Source organism: Kitasatospora saccharophila, from assembly GCF_039529925.1.
Taxonomy (GTDB): Bacteria; Actinomycetota; Actinomycetes; order Streptomycetales; family Streptomycetaceae; genus Kitasatospora; species Kitasatospora saccharophila.
In genome coordinates, this window is record NZ_BAAANS010000014.1 from 104,761 (window position 1) to 122,819 (window position 18,059).

At 72.6% G+C, this 18,059-nt stretch carries 17 protein-coding genes; 5 read left to right on the plus strand and 12 right to left on the minus strand.

Annotated features, from left to right (window positions below; translation table 11 throughout):
• The first annotated feature begins 282 nt into the window (after window positions 1-282).
• Window positions 283-2,622 carry an ATP-binding cassette domain-containing protein gene (locus ABD345_RS12955; RefSeq protein WP_344552191.1) on the plus strand — a complete coding sequence of 780 codons (2,340 nt, stop codon included), beginning with the start codon at window positions 283-285 and terminating at the stop codon, window positions 2,620-2,622.
• 37 nt (window positions 2,623-2,659) lie between these two features.
• Here the strand turns inward: ABD345_RS12955 and ABD345_RS12960 are convergent, their stop codons facing one another.
• The 4 genes from ABD345_RS12960 to ABD345_RS12975 all read right to left on the minus strand — a co-directional run bounded on the left by ABD345_RS12960 (window position 2,660) and on the right by ABD345_RS12975 (window position 6,388).
• Window positions 2,660-3,262 carry an HAD family hydrolase gene (locus ABD345_RS12960; protein ID WP_344552141.1) on the minus strand — a complete coding sequence of 201 codons (603 nt, stop codon included), beginning with the start codon at window positions 3,260-3,262 and terminating at the stop codon, window positions 2,660-2,662.
• Between the two features lie 234 nt (window positions 3,263-3,496).
• Window positions 3,497-4,750: an RCC1 domain-containing protein gene (locus ABD345_RS12965; RefSeq protein WP_344552142.1), complete on the minus strand. Its 1,254-nt coding sequence runs from the start codon at window positions 4,748-4,750 to the stop codon at window positions 3,497-3,499.
• Between the two features lie 46 nt (window positions 4,751-4,796).
• Window positions 4,797-6,047, minus strand: coding sequence for an RCC1 domain-containing protein (locus ABD345_RS12970; RefSeq protein WP_344552143.1), 1,251 nt, complete (start codon window positions 6,045-6,047; stop codon window positions 4,797-4,799).
• Window positions 6,048-6,112: 65 nt separating this feature from the next.
• On the minus strand, window positions 6,113-6,388 hold the full coding sequence (locus tag ABD345_RS12975) for a hypothetical protein (protein WP_344552144.1): 276 nt from the start codon (window positions 6,386-6,388) through the stop codon (window positions 6,113-6,115).
• A gap of 432 nt (window positions 6,389-6,820) precedes the next feature.
• On the opposite strand from ABD345_RS12975, the gene ABD345_RS12980 reads away from it, so the two are divergent.
• The 3 genes from ABD345_RS12980 to ABD345_RS12990 are packed head-to-tail and all read left to right on the plus strand — an operon-like array spanning window position 6,821 to window position 9,900.
• The gene (locus ABD345_RS12980) at window positions 6,821-7,627 is read left to right on the plus strand and encodes a hypothetical protein (RefSeq protein ID WP_344552145.1); all 807 of its coding nucleotides are present in this window, start codon (window positions 6,821-6,823) and stop codon (window positions 7,625-7,627) included.
• Window positions 7,627-8,982, plus strand: a complete 1,356-nt coding sequence (locus tag ABD345_RS12985) for a hypothetical protein (protein WP_344552146.1) — start codon at window positions 7,627-7,629, stop codon at window positions 8,980-8,982. Before ABD345_RS12980 ends, ABD345_RS12985 begins: the two co-directional genes overlap by 1 nt.
• A gap of 24 nt (window positions 8,983-9,006) precedes the next feature.
• Entirely contained in the window at window positions 9,007-9,900 is an 894-nt protein-coding gene (locus ABD345_RS12990; RefSeq protein WP_344552147.1) for a hypothetical protein, read from the plus strand.
• Between the two features lie 287 nt (window positions 9,901-10,187).
• Here the strand turns inward: ABD345_RS12990 and ABD345_RS12995 are convergent, their stop codons facing one another.
• The 5 genes from ABD345_RS12995 to ABD345_RS13015 all read right to left on the minus strand — a co-directional run bounded on the left by ABD345_RS12995 (window position 10,188) and on the right by ABD345_RS13015 (window position 13,596).
• Entirely contained in the window at window positions 10,188-11,012 is an 825-nt protein-coding gene (locus ABD345_RS12995) for a CHAP domain-containing protein (RefSeq protein ID WP_344552148.1), read from the minus strand.
• Between the two features lie 97 nt (window positions 11,013-11,109).
• A complete protein-coding gene (locus ABD345_RS13000; protein ID WP_344552149.1) occupies window positions 11,110-11,997 on the minus strand; it encodes a peptidoglycan-binding domain-containing protein in 888 nt (295 codons plus the stop codon).
• Window positions 11,998-12,123: 126 nt separating this feature from the next.
• Window positions 12,124-12,567: a chromo domain-containing protein gene (locus ABD345_RS13005; RefSeq protein ID WP_344552150.1), complete on the minus strand. Its 444-nt coding sequence runs from the start codon at window positions 12,565-12,567 to the stop codon at window positions 12,124-12,126.
• A 387-nt stretch (window positions 12,568-12,954) separates the two neighbouring features.
• Window positions 12,955-13,116 (minus strand): hypothetical protein, encoded by a 162-nt coding sequence (locus ABD345_RS13010; protein ID WP_344552151.1) that lies wholly within the window; start codon window positions 13,114-13,116, stop codon window positions 12,955-12,957.
• 117 nt (window positions 13,117-13,233) lie between these two features.
• Entirely contained in the window at window positions 13,234-13,596 is a 363-nt protein-coding gene (locus ABD345_RS13015) for a hypothetical protein (RefSeq protein WP_344552152.1), read from the minus strand.
• Window positions 13,597-13,686: 90 nt separating this feature from the next.
• On the opposite strand from ABD345_RS13015, the gene ABD345_RS13020 reads away from it, so the two are divergent.
• Window positions 13,687-14,643 (plus strand): helix-turn-helix transcriptional regulator, encoded by a 957-nt coding sequence (locus tag ABD345_RS13020; RefSeq protein WP_344552153.1) that lies wholly within the window; start codon window positions 13,687-13,689, stop codon window positions 14,641-14,643.
• A gap of 757 nt (window positions 14,644-15,400) precedes the next feature.
• On the opposite strand, the gene ABD345_RS13025 is transcribed toward ABD345_RS13020, so the two are convergent.
• The 3 genes from ABD345_RS13025 to ABD345_RS13035 all read right to left on the minus strand — a co-directional run bounded on the left by ABD345_RS13025 (window position 15,401) and on the right by ABD345_RS13035 (window position 17,905).
• Window positions 15,401-16,051 (minus strand): haloacid dehalogenase-like hydrolase, encoded by a 651-nt coding sequence (locus ABD345_RS13025; protein WP_344552154.1) that lies wholly within the window; start codon window positions 16,049-16,051, stop codon window positions 15,401-15,403.
• An 88-nt stretch (window positions 16,052-16,139) separates the two neighbouring features.
• On the minus strand, window positions 16,140-17,078 hold the full coding sequence (locus ABD345_RS13030; protein WP_344552155.1) for a hypothetical protein: 939 nt from the start codon (window positions 17,076-17,078) through the stop codon (window positions 16,140-16,142).
• Window positions 17,075-17,905, minus strand: coding sequence for a hypothetical protein (locus ABD345_RS13035; RefSeq protein WP_344552156.1), 831 nt, complete (start codon window positions 17,903-17,905; stop codon window positions 17,075-17,077). The genes ABD345_RS13030 and ABD345_RS13035 overlap by 4 nt, the downstream gene beginning before the upstream one ends.
• Between the last annotated feature and the right edge of the window lie 154 nt (window positions 17,906-18,059).

Genomic DNA, 18,059 nt, shown 5'->3' on the forward strand with positions numbered 1-18,059 from the left:
ACGTGCGGGAACGGGGAAGACGATCCACCCCGGCCCGCGGCACCGTCAAGACATCGGTGCAAGAAATTTCATCCCCTTGCGTTCGGAACGACCCCTGCCGGAAACACGAATCCGGTAGTCGATCCACCGAAAAGGTGTATACCTCCCCGCCATCCACCCAGCTCATCCCGCCAGCGCCGAAATACTTTGCAGAAACTTTCACCCACCGCGCCGCTCCCCGGCCCGCGTCCGCCCCCGGGTTAGCGTGACGCGGTGAACCACACGCAGATCGACGACGACGGCATGGTGCGGGTGCGCGGCGCCCGGGTGCACAACCTGCGCGACGTGACGGTGGCGGTGCCGCGCGGCGCGGTGGTCGCGTTCACCGGCGTCTCCGGCTCCGGCAAGTCCTCACTGGCCTTCGGCACCCTGTTCGCCCAGGCCCAGCACCGCTACCTGGAGTCGGTCTCGCCGTACGCCCGCCGCCTGCTGCGCCAGGTCGAGGCCCCGCAGGTGGACGCGGTGACCGGCATGCCCCCGGCCGTCGCCCTGGAGCAGCGCCGCTCGGTCCCCTCCTCCCGCTCCACCGTCGGCACCATCAGCACCATGTCCAACCTGCTGCGGATGCTGCTCTCCCGCTGCGGCGCCTACCCGCCGGGCGCACCGCGCCTGGACTCCGACGCCTTCTCGCCGAACACCCCGGCCGGCGCCTGCCCCGAGTGCCACGGGCAGGGCGTGCTGCACCGGGTGACGGAGCGCTCGCTCGTCCCGGACGACTCGCTGTCCATCCGGCAGGGCGCCGTGGCGTCCTGGCCCGGCGCCTGGCAGGGCAAGAACCTGCGCGACATCCTGGGCGCGCTCGGCCACGACCTGGACCGGCCCTGGCGCGAACTGCCCGCCGCCGAACGGGAGTGGATCCTGTTCACCGACGAACAGCCGGTGGTCACCGTCCACCCCGAACGCGAACCCGGCCGCGTCCAGCGCCCCTACCGGGGCAAGTACGGCAGCGCCCGCCGCCTGGTCCTCAAGGCGTTCGCCGAGTCCCGCAGCGAGGCCGCCCGCGCCAGGGCGGCCGCCTTCCTGGAGCAGTCCGTCTGCCCGAACTGCCACGGCCACCGGCTGCGCCCCGAGGCGCTGGCCGTCACCTTCGCCGGGCTGAACGTCACCGGCCTGGCCGCCCTGCCCGCCGCCCGGCTCGCCGAGCTGCTGCGCCCGCACACCGCCGGGGACGGGCCGGCCGCCCTGATCACCCCCGACCTCGCCGACCGCCTCACCGCGCTGGACCGCCTCGGCCTCGGCTACCTCTCGCTGGACCGCACCGCCCCCACCCTGTCCACCGGCGAACTCCAACGCCTGCGCCTGGCCACCCAGTTGCGCTCCGGCCTGTTCGGCGTGGTGTACGTCCTGGACGAGCCCTCGGCCGGTCTGCACCCGGCCGACACCGAGGCGCTGCGCCGCGTCCTGGCCGAACTGCGGGCGGCGGGCAACTCGGTGTTCGTGGTCGAGCACGACATGGCGGTGGTGCGCGGCGCCGACTGGCTGGTGGACGTCGGCCCGGCCGCGGGCTCCGGCGGCGGCCGGATCCTGCACAGCGGCCCGGTGGACGGCCTGCGCGCGGTGGACGCCTCCGCGACCCGCCGCTTCCTGTTCGACCCGCCACCCCCGCCGCCGTCCCGCCACCGCGCCCCCACCGGCACGCTGCGGCTGCGCGGCGTCACCCGGCACAACCTGCGCGACCTGGACGCGGACGTGCCGCTGGGCGTGCTGACCGCCGTCACCGGCGTCTCCGGCGCGGGCAAGTCGACGCTGCTCGCCGCCGTCGCCGAAGCCGCCGCCGAAGCCGCCGACGGTCACCGGGTGGTGACCTTCGACCAGACCCCGCTGGGCCGCACCCCGCGCTCCAACCTGGCCACCTACACCGGCCTGCTGGACACCGTCCGCAGACTGTTCGCCGCCACCGAGGAGGCGAAGGCCCGCGGCTACGGCGCGGGCCGGTTCTCCTTCAACGTGGCCGCCGGCCGCTGCCCCACCTGCGAGGGCGCGGGCGCGATCGAGGTCGAGCTGCTGTTCCTGCCCACCGCCTGGAGCCCCTGCCCCGACTGCCACGGCAGCCGCTACAACCCGCAGACCCTGCAAGTCACTTACCGCGGCGCCACGATCGCCGACGTGCTCGCCCGGACGGTCGACGAGGCCGCCGCGTTCCTCGCCGACACCCCGGCCGCCGCCCGCGTCCTGACCACCCTCCAGCAGGTCGGCCTCGGCTACCTGCGACTCGGCCAGCCCGCCCCCGAACTCTCCGGCGGCGAGGCCCAGCGCGTCAAACTCGCCGCCGAACTCCAGCACGCCCACCGCAGCCGCACCCTCTACCTGCTGGACGAGCCCACCACCGGCCTGCACCCCGCCGACAGCGAGGTCCTCACCGCCCAACTGCACCGCCTGGTCGACGCGGGCGCCACCGTCCTGGTCGCCGAGCACGACCTCGACCTGATCGCCGGCGCCGACCACGTCATCGACCTCGGCCCCGGCGGCGGCGACGCGGGCGGCCGCGTCCTCGCCACCGGCACCCCCACCGCCGTCGCCACCGCCCCCGGCAGCCGCACCGCCCCCTACCTGGCGAACCGCCTCTCCCGGCACGGCAGTTGATCGGCCGTGCGGACGACCGGCCAGGCGGACGGGCGGTTCACCGACCGCCCCGCACGTCCACCGCCGCCATCCCCGCCCGCCGCGCCGCCAGCAGTCCGCTGTCCGCGTCCTCCAGCACCACGCAGGCCGCCGGGTCGACGCCCAACTGCCGTGCGGCCAGCAGGAAGATGTCGGGTGCGGGCTTGCCCCGTTCCACCTCGTCCCGGGTCACCACCCGAGCGAACAGCCCGTCCAGCCCCAGGTGCCGCAGGGTCGCCTCGACGGTGCGGCGCGTCCCGCCGGAGGCGACCGCGAGCGGTACCCGGCCGGACAGCTCCCGGGCCAGCGCGGTCACCGCCGCGATCTCGGTGACGGCGGCCAGGTGGTCGAGGTAGCGTTCGCCGCACTCCGCCACCAGCCGGCCGATCAACTCGCCGTCGGCGCGCACCCCCCGGCCGTCCAGCGCGGCACCGATCGTCTCGGGCGTGGACGTCCCGGTGTACCCCTCGTACCACTCGCGGCTGACCGTGACCCCGAACGGCTCCAGCGTCGCGGCGAGCGCCAGGTGGTGCGCGGGGTGGGTGTCGGCCAGCGTCCCGTCGCAGTCGAACAGCACGGCCCCGTACCGGGTGAACTCCTCCGGATCCGCCAACCCCACCATGCCCGTCCTCCGAGTCGGTTGCCGCCGCACCGGCCGCACCAGCCGCACCAGCCACCGTTCCGCCAGTGGTCTACACCACCTTTGTAGGAATTCCGGACCCTCCCTGTCAAGGAAGCCCGCCCGGGAAACCCACCCGGGAAGCCCGCCGAGGAGGCCCGTCCAGACAGCCCGCCGAGGAACCCGAAGGGCCCGCGCGGTGTTCGCGCGGGCCCCTGAACGTCCGTTCCATCGGCCTCAGTTGGCGAGGCTGAAGTCCCCGCCCACCGGTGCGGCGATCTTGTCGACGCCGGTCAGCGCGGTCAGCGTGGTGACCGGGGTGCTGCTCTCGGTGGTGGTGCCGTTGCCGAGCTGGCCGGAGCCGTTGGCGCCCCAGGAGCGGACGGTGTTGTCGCCGAGCAGCACGATGGTGTGCTCGCGGCCGCCCGCGACGAGCTGGACGCCCTTGATGCCGGGCACCGGGACGGGCGTGATCCGGTAGTCGGTGGTGCCGTCGCCGACCTGGCCGGAGGTGTTCTGGCCCCAGCCCTTGAGCTTGTTGTCGCTGTCGGTGACGGCCAGGCTGTGGTTGCAGCCGGCGGCGATCTGCGAGACGCCGCCGAGCCAGATGCCCTGGGTGTCGACGGGTGTGTACCGGTTGATGGTGCTGTTGTCGCCGAGCTGCCCGGTCGCGTTGTAGCCCCACGCCTTCACGGCGTTGCCGCTGGTGGGCTTGGTGCCGCCGCTGGGCGGGCCGACCAGCGCCAGGTTGTGGTTGCAGCCGGCCGCGATCTTGGTGACGCCGGTGAGTCCGCCGACCGGGGCGGGCACGTTGCGGCTGGCCGAAGTACCGTCGCCGAGCTGCCCGTTGATGTTGTAGCCCCAGGCCCAGACGGTGCCGTCCTCGCGCAGCGCGATGCTGTGGTTGAGTCCGGCGGCGATCGCCACCACCTTGTTGAGGCCCTCGACCCGGACGGGGACGCTGCTGTCGCTGTTGGTGCCGTTGCCGAGCTGCCCGTAGTTGTTGCGGCCCCAGGCGACCACGGTCTGGTCGGCGAGCAGCGCGAGGCTGTGCCAGCCGCCGGCCGCGACGTCGCGGGCGTCGGACAGGTTGACGACCTGCCCGGGCGCGTTGTGGCTGAACACGCTGCCGTCGCCGAGCTGTCCGGAACTGTTGGCGCCCCAGGACATCACGGTGCGGTCCTTGAGCAGCGCCAGCCCGTGCCCGATCGTGGAGCCGCCACCACCGGCGGCGATCTTCTCCACCTCGGCGCTGGTCAGGCCGAGCACGGTGGTGGAGGTGGTGCGGAAGTCGGTCCAGGTGCCGTCGCCGAGCTGCCCGGACCGGTTGTTGCCCCACGCCTTGAGCCGCTTCTCCTGCGCGTGCGCCGTCCCGGCGGGCACGGCGGTCAGGCTGAGCGCGGTGAACGCGGCCAGCCCCAGCGCGAGGGCGGGGCGCAGCGCGGGGCGCAGCCGGTGGCGACGGGTGGCGGCGGTCTGAGTGGAGGTCATGAAGGGCCTTTCCTCGGGTCCTCGGGAAGGATCGGAAGGGGGGTGGTCAGCGCGCGAGGCTGAAGTTGCCGTTGCTCGGCGCGGAGACCAGGGAGACGCTGCCGGACTTGGCGAGCACCTGGACGGGGGTGTTGCGCTGGGTGGTGGTGCCGTCGCCGAGCTGGCCCTTGTCGTTGAGGCCCCACGCCTGCACGGTGCCGTCGGCGAGCACGGCCAGGTTGTGCGAGGCGCCGGAGGCGATCGCCTCGATGCCGGTCACGCCGGGGACGGGCACGCTGGTGTTGCGCTGGGTGGTGGTGCCGTCGCCGATCTGCCCCTTGTCGTTGGCGCCCCAGGCGCGCAGCGTGTGGTCCTGGAGCAGGGCGAGGCTGTGGGTGGCCCCGGCGGAGAGCGCGACGACGTCGGTGAGCTCCTGGACGGGCACGGGGTAGGGCTTGTTGACGGTGCTGTCGTCGCCGAGCTGGCCCTTGTCGTTGAGGCCCCAGGCGTACACGTGCCCGTCGGCGAGCAGCGCGAGGGCGTGGCTGGCGCCGGCGGTGATGCCCTTGACGGTGGTCAGGCCGGGGATGCTCATCGCGGTGTTGCGGGTGGCGGGGGTGGCGGCGGGCACGGGCGCGGTGGAGCTGACCGGCACCGGGGTGACGCCGAGCTGGCCCTTGTCGTTGTTGCCCCAGGTCTTGACGGTGCCGTCCTTGAGCAGCGCCATGCTGAAGGCGTCACCGGCGGCGATCGCCTTGACGTCGGAGAGGCCGGCGACGGTGACCGGCAGGTTGGTGCCGGTGGTGTTGGTGGTGCCGTCGCCGAGCTGGCCCTTGTCGTTGGCGCCCCAGGCCTTGACGGTGCCGTCCTTGAGCAGGGCGAGGGCGTGCGCGCCGCCCGCCGCGACGGCCTCGACGCCGGTCAGCCCGGCGACCAGGCCGGGCACGGCCGCGTCCTCGGTGGCGCTGGTGGTGCCGTTGCCGAGCTGGCCCTTGTCGTTCCTGCCCCAGGCTTCGACGGTGCCGTTGCCGAGCAGCGCGAGCGCGAACCCGGTGACGGTGGCCCCGCTGGTGGTGCCGCCGGCGGCGATGCCGTTGAGTTCGGCGCCCGCCATGCCGACCACCGAGACGGGGGTGAGCCGCTGGGTCTTGGCGCTGCCGTCGCCGAGCTGCCCGTTGGCGTTGTTGCCCCAGGCGCGCAGCCGCAGGTCGTAGGCGGCCGCGGTGCCGGCCGGCAGGGCGGTGGTGCACACCAGGGTCAGTCCGGCCACCATCGCGGGCAGGGTGACGGCGGGCAGCTGGCGCAGCTTGCGGTGCATCGGTGGTTCCTCCATGGACGTGGCGGGGCGGGGTCTCGACGAACGGGGCCTCGGTGGACGGGGCCTCAACGGGCGGGCGGGACGGGGACGGCGCGCTGGACGGGTCCGCCCTGGGCCAGCCGGCCCGGCGGGGGCTGGACGGGGTGGACCTTGTCCACCGGCCGGTGCGCGGCGTCCGGGGCGCCGGAGTCGACCGGGCGGGCCTCCGCGGCGGCGGCCGGGCGGGCGTCCTGGCGGGCGTCGGCGTCCGCGGCGGCGGCCGGGGGCGCGGCGAGCAGGCCGGCGAGCAGGCAGGGGGCGGCGGCCGCGAGCAGGGCGGCGCTTCGGGAGTGGGGTGTCATCGGTGCCTCGTGGTCACGGTCGGGGCGCGGCGCGGCGCGGCGCGGGGAGGTGCGCGGCGGCGGTCCGACTCCGGTCGAAGGTCGAAGGTCGAAGTCGAGCGGTGACGGTCCGATCACCGGGATACCTAACCCACCGTCACCGGCTTCGTGCGGACACGGACCGCTTTCCATGCCAACGGCGCAGTGGATCGTCCGCACGCCCCCCGTTCGGTCCGCCTTCGGTTGCGGTGCGTAGTCGAGCCGCCGAGCATGGCGAGGGATCTTGATCGTCGGAAGTCCCGATCAGATATCAACCGATCGGCCCCGTTGCCGAGTTCAGGGAGGAACCCGTTGCTCCGGACCTCACCCGCCAGACTCCTGGCCATCACCCTCAGTAGCGCATGCGCCCTGACCTTGGCGGCCCCGGCAGGTGCGGAGGACACCGAACCGGCCATGGTGGCCAACGGCACCTTCGCCTCCCCGCAGGTTCCGGCCGGCTCGAACTGGGAGTACCTGACCATCGACGGCTGGGACGGCCCCGGCCTGCTCTCCGCCTCCCGCGCCGCCCACCCGCGCGGCTACCAGGCCGCCTTCCTGGCCTCCCCGGACTCGGCGACGCCGCTCAGCACCCGGCTGCGCGCCGTCCGCGCGGGCGCCACCGTCACCCTCAGTTGGGACGACAACCCGGACAGCTGCGTGGGCAAGGGCGTCGCCAGGCGCGCCTACACGGTGACGGTCGCCGGCGATGCCAACGAACCCGGCAAGTTCACCACCAACGACCCGATCGGCAAGGCGAACTGGTTCCTCGGCCGGTCCTACTCCTTCACCGCCGCCGAGGACTCGCCCAAGGTCGTCTTCTCCTTCGACGCCTCCAACGCCAGCCTGAGCTGCCAGCCGTCGATCAGCAACGTCTCCGCCAAGCAGACCGCCCCGAAGACCCCGCCCAAGGACGCCTCCGACCCGTGCGCGGGCGAGGCGGCCAACGGCACCCAGTGCAAGGACCTCGGCAAGGCCCAGGACGAGATCGACAAGTGTCCGCCCATCGACCGCGACTGCCTGAGCGGCGTCTCCGGGGAAGGCAAGCAGACCAACGACGGCATCGACCAACAGACCACCGCCGTCCAGGACTTCAACGACATCCCGCGCGACGAGAGCCCGGACGCGGCCGCCCAGCACCTCTGCCCGCTGTCGAACGCCCTCACCGACGGCTTCCCGCCCGAGTACATGGTCATTCCGCCGAGCCAGTGGGGTCAGTGCTGATGCGACGTCAACTCCCGTATGCCGCAGGGTCCGTCCTGCTCACCGCCGCTCTCGCCCTGACGGCCGCGCCGCCCGCCGCGCAGGCCGCCGACACGGTCGAGGCCACCGTCCCGAACGGCACCTTCGCCGATCCGGTGGCGCCCGACAACGGCACCCAGGCCGGGCACGCGGGCTGGTCGCCGGACGGCAACGGCGTGGTGTTCGGCAAGGGCCTGGCCCAGCACCCGCAGGGCTACCAGGCCGCCTCGCTGAACTGGAACGGCGCGCCGCTGACCATGCGCACCCGGCTGTGGGGCGTCAAGAAGGGCTCCACCGTCACCCTCACCTGGGACGACAGCCCGAGCACCTACAGGGGCTGCACGCCGGAGCAGGTCGAGGACGGCCAGACCTACAACGTCTCGCTGATCACCGACGGGCCCGCGCCCGACCCGCAGGTCACCACCAAGGGCAGCGACACCGTCGGCACCGCCAACTGGACGACGGGGCGCGCCTTCTCGTTCACCGCGACCGAGGACAACCCGATGGTGTCCTTCGACTCGGCGGAGCCCGCCGGGTCGATGTCCTGCGGCCCGCTGATCACCAACGTGCAGGCCAAGCAGACGCCCGCGCCGGTCGACCAGAAGATCCGCAAGGAGCAGCTGCCGCCGCCGAAGGCGTACCGGGGCAACGACCCGCTGGAGCCGGGCGTGGCGGTGGACGACTGCGAGGGCTCGCCGACCACCTGCACGTTCACGGTCGACAAGCGGTACTCGTACCAGTACTACGGGCAGACCCGGATCGTCGGCGAGGTGTACCTGAACTGCACCCGCAACGCGATCACCGACGACCGCAAGCTGGAGGTCACCGAGCCGCCGTACGACAACCTCACCCAGTACTACGCGCTCAAGGGCGCCCCGCTGCTGCCCAGCCGCTCCGAACTCGCCAAGAGCCGCCCCAACGTGGCCAGTCAGGTCGAGGCGGGGTTCAGCGTGGCGGGCGGGAACGCGGCGGCGGTCTCCACCAGCAACCCGCTGACCTGGACGCGGACCACCAACAAGCCGCTGAACCCGGTGATCCAGCCCGGTGAGGTGAGCTGGATCGAGGTGCAGCCGGCCCGCGAACGGGTGACCGGCTCGTTCACCAACTCCCGCAACAACTACCGGCTCGACGCCACCTTCGACGTCCCGGCGACCTCGCTGCCGGACCGCTACTACCAGCGCACCGGCCCGCTCACCGAGGTCGAACTGCAGCGCTGCGGCGCCAACCGGCCGACCGCCGGGACGCCCGACAACACGGCCGGCCCGGACAAGCGGCTGACCCCGCTGGACGCCCCGCCGCAGGGCCTGGCCACCCGCGCCGTCCCGCTCGTCCCCTGACCCCTCTGCCGCTTGGAGCCCACCGTGCCGCTCACCCGTCTGCTGGCCGTCCCGCTCGGAGCCGCCCTCGCCCTCGCCGTGCCGTGGCCGTCCGGCGCGGCGGACCTCCAACCGGCGGTGGTACCGAACGCGACGCTCTCCTCCCCCGCCGTGCCCGACGGGCAGACCTGGGGCGGCGCCGCCGACGACTGGACCGGCGGCACCCTGCTGGTGTCCGCCACCCGGGCCGGCCACCCCCAGGGGTTCCAGGCGGTGGCACTCGCCTCCTCCGCCGGGACGCCGATCGGCACCCGGGTGCGCGGCGTGCGCGCCGGTGCGACGGTCACCCTGACCTGGGACGACAACCCCGACTCCTGCGTCTCCTCCGGCGGCGGGCGGCCCTACACGGTGTCGGTCGCCGGTCCGGACAACAAGCCCGGCTCGTACACCACCAAGGACGCCAACGGGAAGGCCAACTGGTCCACCGGCCGCAGCTACTCCTTCACCGCGGCCGAGGACGCCCCCGCCTTCACCTTCACCTTCGGCACCCCGAGCACCGGTCCGGGCTGCCGCCCGATGATCACCAACGTGCAAGCCACCCAGACCCCGCCGGCCCCGTCGGCCCCCACCGCCTCCGACCCGTGCGCGGGCGACGGGGCGAGCAGCCCGGCCTGCAGCACCGACGCGGGCAACAAGGAGAAGATGGACAAGTGCCCGGCCACCAGCCGGGACTGCCTCGACTCCGTCGCCGGCAAGGGCGAGAAGGAGAACGCCGGGATCGACCAACAGACCCAGGCGCTCGACGAGTTCACCGACACCCCGCGCGACCAGGACCCGAACGCGGCGCTCGGCGGTCTCTGCCAGGTCGCGAACCTGCACAACGAGAACCTCGAACCGGGTGACACCGTCCTCGCACCCGGCACCTGGTGGTACTGCTGACCCGCCGTCCCCCGCCTCCCCTGTCCGCGTGTCGGCGCTGCCGGTCAGCCGGAGCGGGCACGCTCCCTCCCGTCCGTCAGCCGGTACTGCGCCAGCGGGCGGGCAGGTCGGCGGGCCGGCCTGCCGGCGGCACGTCGAAGCCCCGTCGGACGGCGGCGACCTGGAGGGGTCACCTGCCCGACGGGGCTTCGACACGTACCGCTGCGGCTCCGGCGGAGTCCGTCACACCGCCGTGGGCCGCGCGCTCACCGGATCGGCTCGGCCGGGCCGGGCCGGTCGGTGGCGGTTTAGAAGTGGATCATGTGCTGGAAGGACGCCTCCGAGCTGCTGACCTTGAGGTGGCTGCGGGTGCCGTAGGCGAGCGGGTTGTTCCAGTTGTACTCCTCGACGTCGAAGGAGCCGTCGGAGTACACCGCGTTGACGTAGGCGACGTGGCCGTAGAGCCCGTGGGTGTCGTTCACGGCGATGGCACCGACGGTCGGGGTGGTGTTGACGGTGATGCCGAGACGGCGGGCGGCGTCGTCCCAGGTGGCGGCGTTGCCCCAGGTGGTGCCACCGTAGGAGTTGCTGAAGTTCGGGACGCCGAGGCGGTCCGCGATGCGGAAGGCCGCGAAGGCGGTGCAGTTGTTGGCGGCGAAGCCGCGGGTGCCGTGGTCGAAGTCGTTGACGGGGCTCTCGTTGTCGCTGCTGGAGCTGCTGAGGAACTTGTGGGAGGCGTTGTTGTTCTTCAGGGTGGAGTTGAGGTTGCCCTTGGCACCGGGGGCGAAGTCCTGGTAGGAGCCGGCGTAGCCGCTGTTGTAGTAGACGCGGACGGTCTGGCTGGTGCGGTTCCACACCGAGGCGGCGTTGTTCTTGATGCAGAGGCCCTGGCCGGCGCCGGTACCCTTGAAGTCGTAGCAGGTCGGCTGGGTGTCTCCGTAGTTGCTGAGGGAGCTGGTGAAGTCGGAGATCGAGCCGGCCTCGTCGCTGTTGTAGTAGTAGCAGAACTCTCCGGAGCCGCAGACGCCGTCACGGGACGCGGCGAAGGCGGGCGCGGAGGTGGTGGCGATCAGCGGGACGGCCAGGGCCAGGGCGGTGCCGGCGACGGTGAGCGCGTTGCGTATGTTCCTCATGGTCTTCTCTCCTGATGGCGTGTCATCGATGGGTGCTGACGGTTGATCGGGGTGTGCTTCGGTCGTGCTTCGGTCGTGCTCGGGAAGGAGCGCTCGGTCAGTGCGTGCGCTGGTACTCCTCCCAGGTCTGGATGGGGATGCGCGGGCCGTCGTCGGCGGCGTGGTTGGCCAGGCCGTTGAGGCCGAGGTAGTAGTCACCGGTCTGGTTCTGGGCCTGGGTGGACAGATCGGTGTCGTTGATCGCGGCGGCGTGGATGTGCCACGGCCAGTCGCCCTGGCTGGGGCTGCGGACCCAGGCGGCGAACCCGACCTGGCGCAGGGCCTTGGCGACGGCGGTGCGGGTGGCACTGGTCATGCCGTCGACGTTGACGTCCACGACGCCACCGCCGTCGTGGGTGCCGGCCGAGGTGGGGTCGCCGCCGGGGTTGTAGGAGCCCTGGTCCAGGGTGAGGCTGAAGCCCAGGAGGCGTTCGGCCTCGGTGAGCATCTTCTGGGTGCGGGTGTCGATGGTGTATCCGTCCCGCTGCACGTGCGCGCCGGGGCCGATCTGCTGGGTGACGGTGTACCGGCCCTGCCCGAGCGTGGTGAGGGAGGTGGTGCCGGGCAGCCCGTTGGCGGCCAGGCCGGTGTAGCCGAGGGAGCGCTGGTAGGCGGCGTAGGCGGTGATGGTGGTGGTGCCGAAGTAGCCGTCCACCCACTTGGCGTCGAGGAGGCCGCGGGCCTGCAGGGCCCGCTCGACGGCCAGGACCGAGTCCTTGGCCCCCGGGGTCAGCGTGTTGTCGGCGCGCCGGGGGTCGATCTGGGCGGCCAGCACGGTGGCCTCCATGTTCACCGTCGGCAGCGTGGCGGTGACCGCCGACGCCTCGGTCCGGGGCGCCGGGGTCGCCGCGTTGGCCTGTGCGGCGCTCAGCACCAGGCCGCTCAGGACGGCGACCGCCGTGAGCAGTCGGGTTGCGGTCTTCCGGGTCTTGATGGCGGATGCCATGCGATGGTTCCTTCTGGTTCGGTGGAGGATGGCTTCGACCCCGGCCCGGCCCCGACCCCGGCGCGGCCGTCATCGGCGTTCCGGGAGCCGGTGCCACGGCGGTCGCCGCGGGGGGAGGGGGGACGGTCAGCAGCGGACGTCGGTCTTGACCGCGATGTCGCCGTCGCTGGGGTAGGGGATGGGGCCGTAGCCCGTCCAGCCCAGGCCCTGGGTGCACTCCGCCAGGGTCGCGGCGCCGAAGGACCACAGCTCCACGGAGTTGTGGCCGCACCGGGGGTCCTGGACGTCGTGTCCGCCGTTGGTGACGATGGCCGTGCACACGTCCCAGCTGCTGTGGGTGTTGCGGTAGCCCTCCCACACGTACAGGTAGGAGTAGTTCTTCCCGCAGCCCTTGTACTGCTTCACCGACGCCATCGTCTGCCCGCCGACGTTGAGGTAGGCGGTGCTGCCGATCTGGGTGACGCTGGAACAACCGGACGGGGAGGCGGCGGCGTTGGCCGCTCCGGGGATGGCGACGAGCATCGGCACGGCGATGGCCGCGGCGGTGGCGATCTTGGCGAGGACGCGCATGGCGAGGAGCCTTCTTTCGGGGAAGAGGGAGGGAAGAGGTGTCTCGGCCGTCGCCGGGGCGCCGGAGCGGGTTCCGCCGCGGACGGGCCGGGCCGCTCAGGGGCGGGCGGAGACCGGCGGGCGGGGCCGAGGAGTCTGTGACGACCGCCGCGTCGACCGTCGGGGGCTGTCGCGATCGGGGTCGTCTCGTCCCGACCGGACGTCAAGCGCCTTGGCGACAAGAGGTGTTGTGACGCCAGCGCGGGCAGGTGGTTCTCGATCTCCGGGCGGGACGGCCTCGTGCGGCAAGAGGGCCGCGGGCTCGGTCCGTGGAGGTCTGGGTAGAAGTCCGGGCGGGGCCCTCGGTGGGGCCCTCGGCAGAGGCCCGGTCGAGCTCTCGGTGGAGGCTCAGGTGGTGGCGAGGCGCCAGCCGCGCAGGGCCGACGCTTGCTGCAGAGCGCGTTCGCAGACGCGGCGCAGGTTCGCGGTCGCCGCGTCCGGGGTGGCCGCGATGATCGCGGCGGCGATGCGGCAGCAGTCGAGGTCGACGCAGGTGCGGACGTGTTCCACTCGGTCTTCGTGGCGGCTGTGGACCCAGATCAGGTCGGTGACCGCTTCAGCCGTCAGTTGCGAGGGCGCCGGATCGGAACGGACGAGAGTCACCGCGACCAACTGCACGAGGTCCGGTCAACTCTGTGCGGGGGGTGAAGCGGGGGCGGAATCCCAGTCGAAGCCCGAGGCGGTGACGGAGTGTCGGGCGGCCGGGCGATCGGTGGCGACGTCGTCCGCGGCGACGGAGACCAGACCGACGGTGAATGCGGCGATCAGACCGGTGCATACGATGCGTATCGAGCGAGTCACGACTGTTCTCTCCTGTTTCGTACCCATGCTGTGCCCGTGAGTGGTTGCTGTGCCAGTGAGTGGTTCGCGGAACTCGTCCCGGTTTTTGCGGCGTTCTCCGCTGACGAGGAAGAGCTTGCCGCCCACGGAAGGCGATGTCACGACTACAGAAGTGGCATCAAGTCGCTCGGCATGTAACTGCCAGATCATTTCGCCCGCGAGAGCATTGCGCCCCCGGCCGCCGTGCACCGATGATGATCATCGATGCGGGAGGGTGTCACGGTGTTGCAAGTACTGGGATTGAACGCCCTGACGGAGGGCGTCTACAGGGCCATGCTGGCGGAGCCGGACGCGGGGGTCGAGCGGATCGCCGCGAGCCTGCGCCTGTCGGAGGCTCAGGTGCGTGAAGCACTCGACGAGCTGCTGAAACTGACGCTGCTTCGGCCCGCGGCTGACTCCCACGCCCTACGGGCCGTCAGCCCGGAGGTCGGGCTGACCAGGCTGCTCGCCCGCAACCAGAACCAACTCCTGTTCCAGCAGCAGGAGTTGGAGAGCGCCCGATCCGAGATCGCCGCCCTCTCCGCCGAGTACGTCGACCGGCGGCCCGACGACGAGATGGTCCTGCGGCTGGAGTCCCTCGAAACCGTCCGCGACCGCCTTGAGGAACTCGCGGCGACCGCGACCCAGGAATGCCTCTCCCTGATGCGGGGTGGAGCAGCCCGTCCCGATTCCATCCAGGCAGGCAAGCACCCCAATCAGCTGGCGCTGGAACGCGGAGTGGTCATTCGCAGCATCTTCCAGGACAGCTTCCGCAACGACCCCGACACCCTGCGGTACGCCCGGTGGTTGGCCGAGCTGGGCGGTCTGACGCGCACCGTGCCGCTCCTGCCGATCCGGCTGGTGATCGTCGACCGCAGCATCGCCCTGGTGCCGATCGACCCCAGCGACGGCCGTCGCGGCGCACTGGAGCTGCACGGGGCGGCCCTGATCCAGCCGCTGTGCGCGCTGTTCGACGAACTGTGGCGCAGCGGAACCGACTTCGGGCAGCCCGCCCCCCGCGACGGCCAGGACCTCACCGGGTCCGAGCGTGCCCTGCTGGAACTGCTGGGCCACGGCCACACGGACGAGTCCGCGGGCCGCAAGCTGGGCCTGTCCCTGCGGACGGTGCGCCGGATGATGCAGGACCTGATGAACCGGCTGGGCGCCGAGAGCCGCTTCCAGGCCGGGGCCCAGGCCGTCCGGAACGACTGGATCTGACCCCGGAGCGGCTGCCCCGGGGTGAAGCCGAGGCACCGGGCCGCCTCGACGACCCGCCCCCGGGGCTCCAGCGCCGCCAGGACCGGCGGGTGCGCCGCGCCGACCGCGGTGCCGGGCACCCCCGCGTCCGCCGCCGGCCGCGAGACCCGCGCCAGCCCCGCGGATTCCCCGGCTTCCACCCCTCCTCCTCTCCGGAGCGGAAATGCACCCTTGCTGTTCTTGTTCCGTACACCTGGGGCCGCAGGGTTTTCCATGGCGGAAATCGTCCGAGTCAGCCGAGCCGGTGGCGGCGGACGAAACCGATTCCGGCGTGACGTCGGGAAATCCGGGTGCCCGGAGATTCCGAATTCGCGAAAACGCGTCACTGGCAGCCGAATTCAGTACGGAACCTGAACTCGCGATGTCGGCCCAGGGTCCTGCTGTGTGGCCGGACGACTGCGCTACGTCCCGGGGCCCGGCAGCCGCGAGGCGACGGTCTCGCGGCACCCCGCTCCACGTGATCACCACCGCCGGGAACCGCGCGGACGCCGAATCCTGCCGACCGTCTCCCGCCGCGCGAGCCCGACACCACCGGCCTCGGCGAACTCCGCCGCGTCGTCGAGCAGACCTCCGCCCAGCTCCACCAGCAACGGCGCTCGACACGAGTGCCGAGGTTGCCGGGAGGCGCCGGCGCTCGCCGCCTCCAAGTGCAGGAGTTGCCTCGGGGGTGACCGTCCTCGCCCCCGGCACCTGGTGGTACTGCTGAGCCGCCGCCCGCTCAGTCCAGCACGGTGAACCCCGCCCCCAGCGCGGCCCGGACCCGGGCCACCGTCCGGGGCCGGGGTTCGACCAGGTAGCGGTGCTCGGCGGCCCGCAGCAGCGGCAGGTCCATCGAGCTGTCGGTGTAGGCGTGGTCGACCGGCACGGCGATGCCCGACTCGCCCAGCCGGGCGACCTTCTGCGTGCCCAGGCAGCCGCGCACCGGCCGGTGCGCGAAGCGTCCGGGGGCCAGTTCGGCGGCCAGCAACTCGACGCCGTCCAGGCCGAGTTCGCGGCACACGGCGGACGCCAGCGGCTCGGCGCAGCCGGTCGCGACCACCACCCGGTCCCCGCGCTCGCGGTGCTCGCGCAGCCGGGCCAGCACCGGTTCGATCCGGCCCCGCGCCACGTGCGACGCCGCGAACTCCGCTGCCATCGCAGCCAGTTGCGCGGTGCTCCGGCCCGCGGTGGCCAGCAGTACGAAGCCGCGCACGGCCCGGCGCCGCCCGGCGGGCAGCAGGAACAGCGGCACCAGCACCACCGCCGCGGCCAGCGACACCACCGCCCGGAACCGTCCGCGCAGCATCGACCGCCGCAGGAACCCGGCGAACGAATCCCCCCGGCACAGCGTGCCGTCCAGGTCGAACACGGCCACTCGCGGCTCCGGCACCGCACCCTCCCCCGCCCGTACGAGAACGCCGGGCCCATTGTGCCGCACGAGTGGTTCCCGTACGGCGCGATGGGCCCGGCGGTGCCGGTCAGTCGGTGCGGACCCACTCCCGTCCGTCCGTCAGCCGGTAGCGGGCGACGGGCTGCTGGTCCGCGGGGTGCGGGGCGCCTTCGTAGACGCCGTCCCCGGTCGTGGGCAGGGTGCGCTGCGGACGCAGGGTGAGGCAGCGGTCCTTGGCGTTGAAGGTCTGGGCGACCACGGTGCTGATGTTGGTGCTGGACGGGCTGGTCACCAGGATGTTCTTGACGACCTGCCCGGTGCCGTCGACCGAGAGCACGCCGACGGTGCGGGTCATCGCGCCGAGCATGCCGAACTGGAGCTCCTCGCCGATGCCGACGGTGAACTTCACCTGGGTGCTCTCGGTGTTGGTGCGTTTCCACTCGTGCGAGTAGGCGGCCTTGAAGGCCATCTGGAAGGCGGCGGTGGCGGTCAGCTTGAGCTGGCCCGAGCCGGTGACGCTGCCGCTGACGGTGGTCGTGCCGCCGTTGGTGATGTCGGTGTTGGGGCCCTTGTCCTTGGGCGCGGTGCTGTCGGTGTGCGAGAACTCGGTCTTGTTGGAACCGGCCGCCGTGCCGGACACGTTGGTGGTGTTGTCGATGGTGCCCTCGATGGTGGCCGAGCCGGAGATCTCGCCCGCCAGGTTGTCGGTGGTGCTCGACTCCAGCACCACCGTCCGGTAGACCGTGATCTTCTTGTTGGTGCAGTTGATGACAGTGTTGCCGACCGAGACCACGGCGGCGGTCCGCTCGGCCGTCAGGCCCGGGATGAACCGGAAGCTGCACCCGTAGTCGCGTCCGCAGCCGTGCGCGACGGCGGCGGCGTCCGGCAGCGGCTCGTCACCGTCGAACGCCTGCGCCACCAGTGCCTCGTCGGCCTGCTGGGGGGCGGGCTCGTCCGCGAACGCGGGACCGGCGGCCGGACCGCCCGCCAGCAGCAGGGCGGCGGCCAGCGCCGCGCGCCGCTTCACCGCTTGCTCCAGGTGCCCTCGGCGGTACGGGTGTACACCGCGTCCGGTACCCGTCCGGGTGGCTCCGGCGCCACCTCGACCGGGCCCGGTTTCGCCACCGACCGGCCCGGCGGGCGCAGCGACAGGCAGACGTCCGGACGCGAGAAGGTCTGCGCGACGATGGAACTGCTGGTGGCGACGGACGGGCTGTCCACCACCACGTTCTTGATGAACCGGCCGGTGTGGTCGACCGTCAGGACACCGACGACCCGGGTGACGGCGTTGACCGTGCCGAACTGGAGCTCGTCGTTGGACGAGACGGTGAACACCACCCGGGTGGTCTCCCGGACGGTAGCCTGCCACTGCTTGGCGTACGAGGCCTGGAAGGCGAGCTCGAAGCTCGCCTTGGCACCGAGGTGGAGGGCGTTGGAGCCGGCCACGGTGCCGGTGGCCTCCGCCGTGTTCTGGAACTTGTCCTGGGTGGTGGGGCCCTTGTCCTTGTTCGGCCCGTACTGGGTGGTGCCGTTGATCACGGCCGCCGCCAGGCTGCCCTGCGCGGCGACCGTCACGGTGGTGTCGATGCTGCCGGTGACGGTGGCCTTGCCGGAGATCGAGCCGCTGATGTTGTCGGTGCTGCTGCTGGCCACCGTCAGGGTGCGGTCGACCTCCATGTCCTCGCCGGTGCAGTTGATCGCCGCGTTGCCGACCGAGGCGACGGCGCTGCCGAACAGTCCGACGATCCGGTCCGTCACCCGGAACGTGCAGGTGCCGGGCTTGTCGCACTCGGCGGCCACCTCGTCGGGCGAGGCCAGCCTGGTGTCGCCCTCGTACGCCTCGGCCGCGGGCATCGGCGGCAACGGCGCGAGCGCCGCGGGTTCGGCGGATTCGGCCGGCTCGGCAGCGGCTGACGCGGGCGCGGCGAGCGGTACCAGGCCGCCCAGGACGACTATCCCGGTCAGCGCGGCCCCCGGCGCCAGCGCGGCGCACCTGCGCGTCCATCTG

What these genes read in the sequence shown, in the direction of transcription:
- ABD345_RS12985 (WP_344552146.1), top strand. Translation starts at nt 7,627, where the DNA reads ATGCGACGTCAACTCCCGTATGCCGCAGGGTCCGTCCTGCTCACCGCC.
- ABD345_RS13005 (WP_344552150.1), bottom strand. Translation starts at nt 12,567, where the DNA reads ATGCGCGTCCTCGCCAAGATCGCCACCGCCGCGGCCATCGCCGTGCCG.
- ABD345_RS13015 (WP_344552152.1), bottom strand. Translation starts at nt 13,596, where the DNA reads ATGATCTGGCAGTTACATGCCGAGCGACTTGATGCCACTTCTGTAGTC.
- ABD345_RS13000 (WP_344552149.1), bottom strand. Translation starts at nt 11,997, where the DNA reads ATGGCATCCGCCATCAAGACCCGGAAGACCGCAACCCGACTGCTCACG.
- ABD345_RS12995 (WP_344552148.1), bottom strand. Translation starts at nt 11,012, where the DNA reads ATGAGGAACATACGCAACGCGCTCACCGTCGCCGGCACCGCCCTGGCC.
- ABD345_RS12980 (WP_344552145.1), top strand. Translation starts at nt 6,821, where the DNA reads ATGGTGGCCAACGGCACCTTCGCCTCCCCGCAGGTTCCGGCCGGCTCG.
- ABD345_RS12955 (WP_344552191.1), top strand. Translation starts at nt 283, where the DNA reads ATGGTGCGGGTGCGCGGCGCCCGGGTGCACAACCTGCGCGACGTGACG.
- ABD345_RS12975 (WP_344552144.1), bottom strand. Translation starts at nt 6,388, where the DNA reads ATGACACCCCACTCCCGAAGCGCCGCCCTGCTCGCGGCCGCCGCCCCC.
- ABD345_RS12965 (WP_344552142.1), bottom strand. Translation starts at nt 4,750, where the DNA reads ATGACCTCCACTCAGACCGCCGCCACCCGTCGCCACCGGCTGCGCCCC.
- ABD345_RS12970 (WP_344552143.1), bottom strand. Translation starts at nt 6,047, where the DNA reads ATGCACCGCAAGCTGCGCCAGCTGCCCGCCGTCACCCTGCCCGCGATG.
- ABD345_RS13035 (WP_344552156.1), bottom strand. Translation starts at nt 17,905, where the DNA reads ATGCCCGCGGCCGAGGCGTACGAGGGCGACACCAGGCTGGCCTCGCCC.
- ABD345_RS12960 (WP_344552141.1), bottom strand. Translation starts at nt 3,262, where the DNA reads ATGGTGGGGTTGGCGGATCCGGAGGAGTTCACCCGGTACGGGGCCGTG.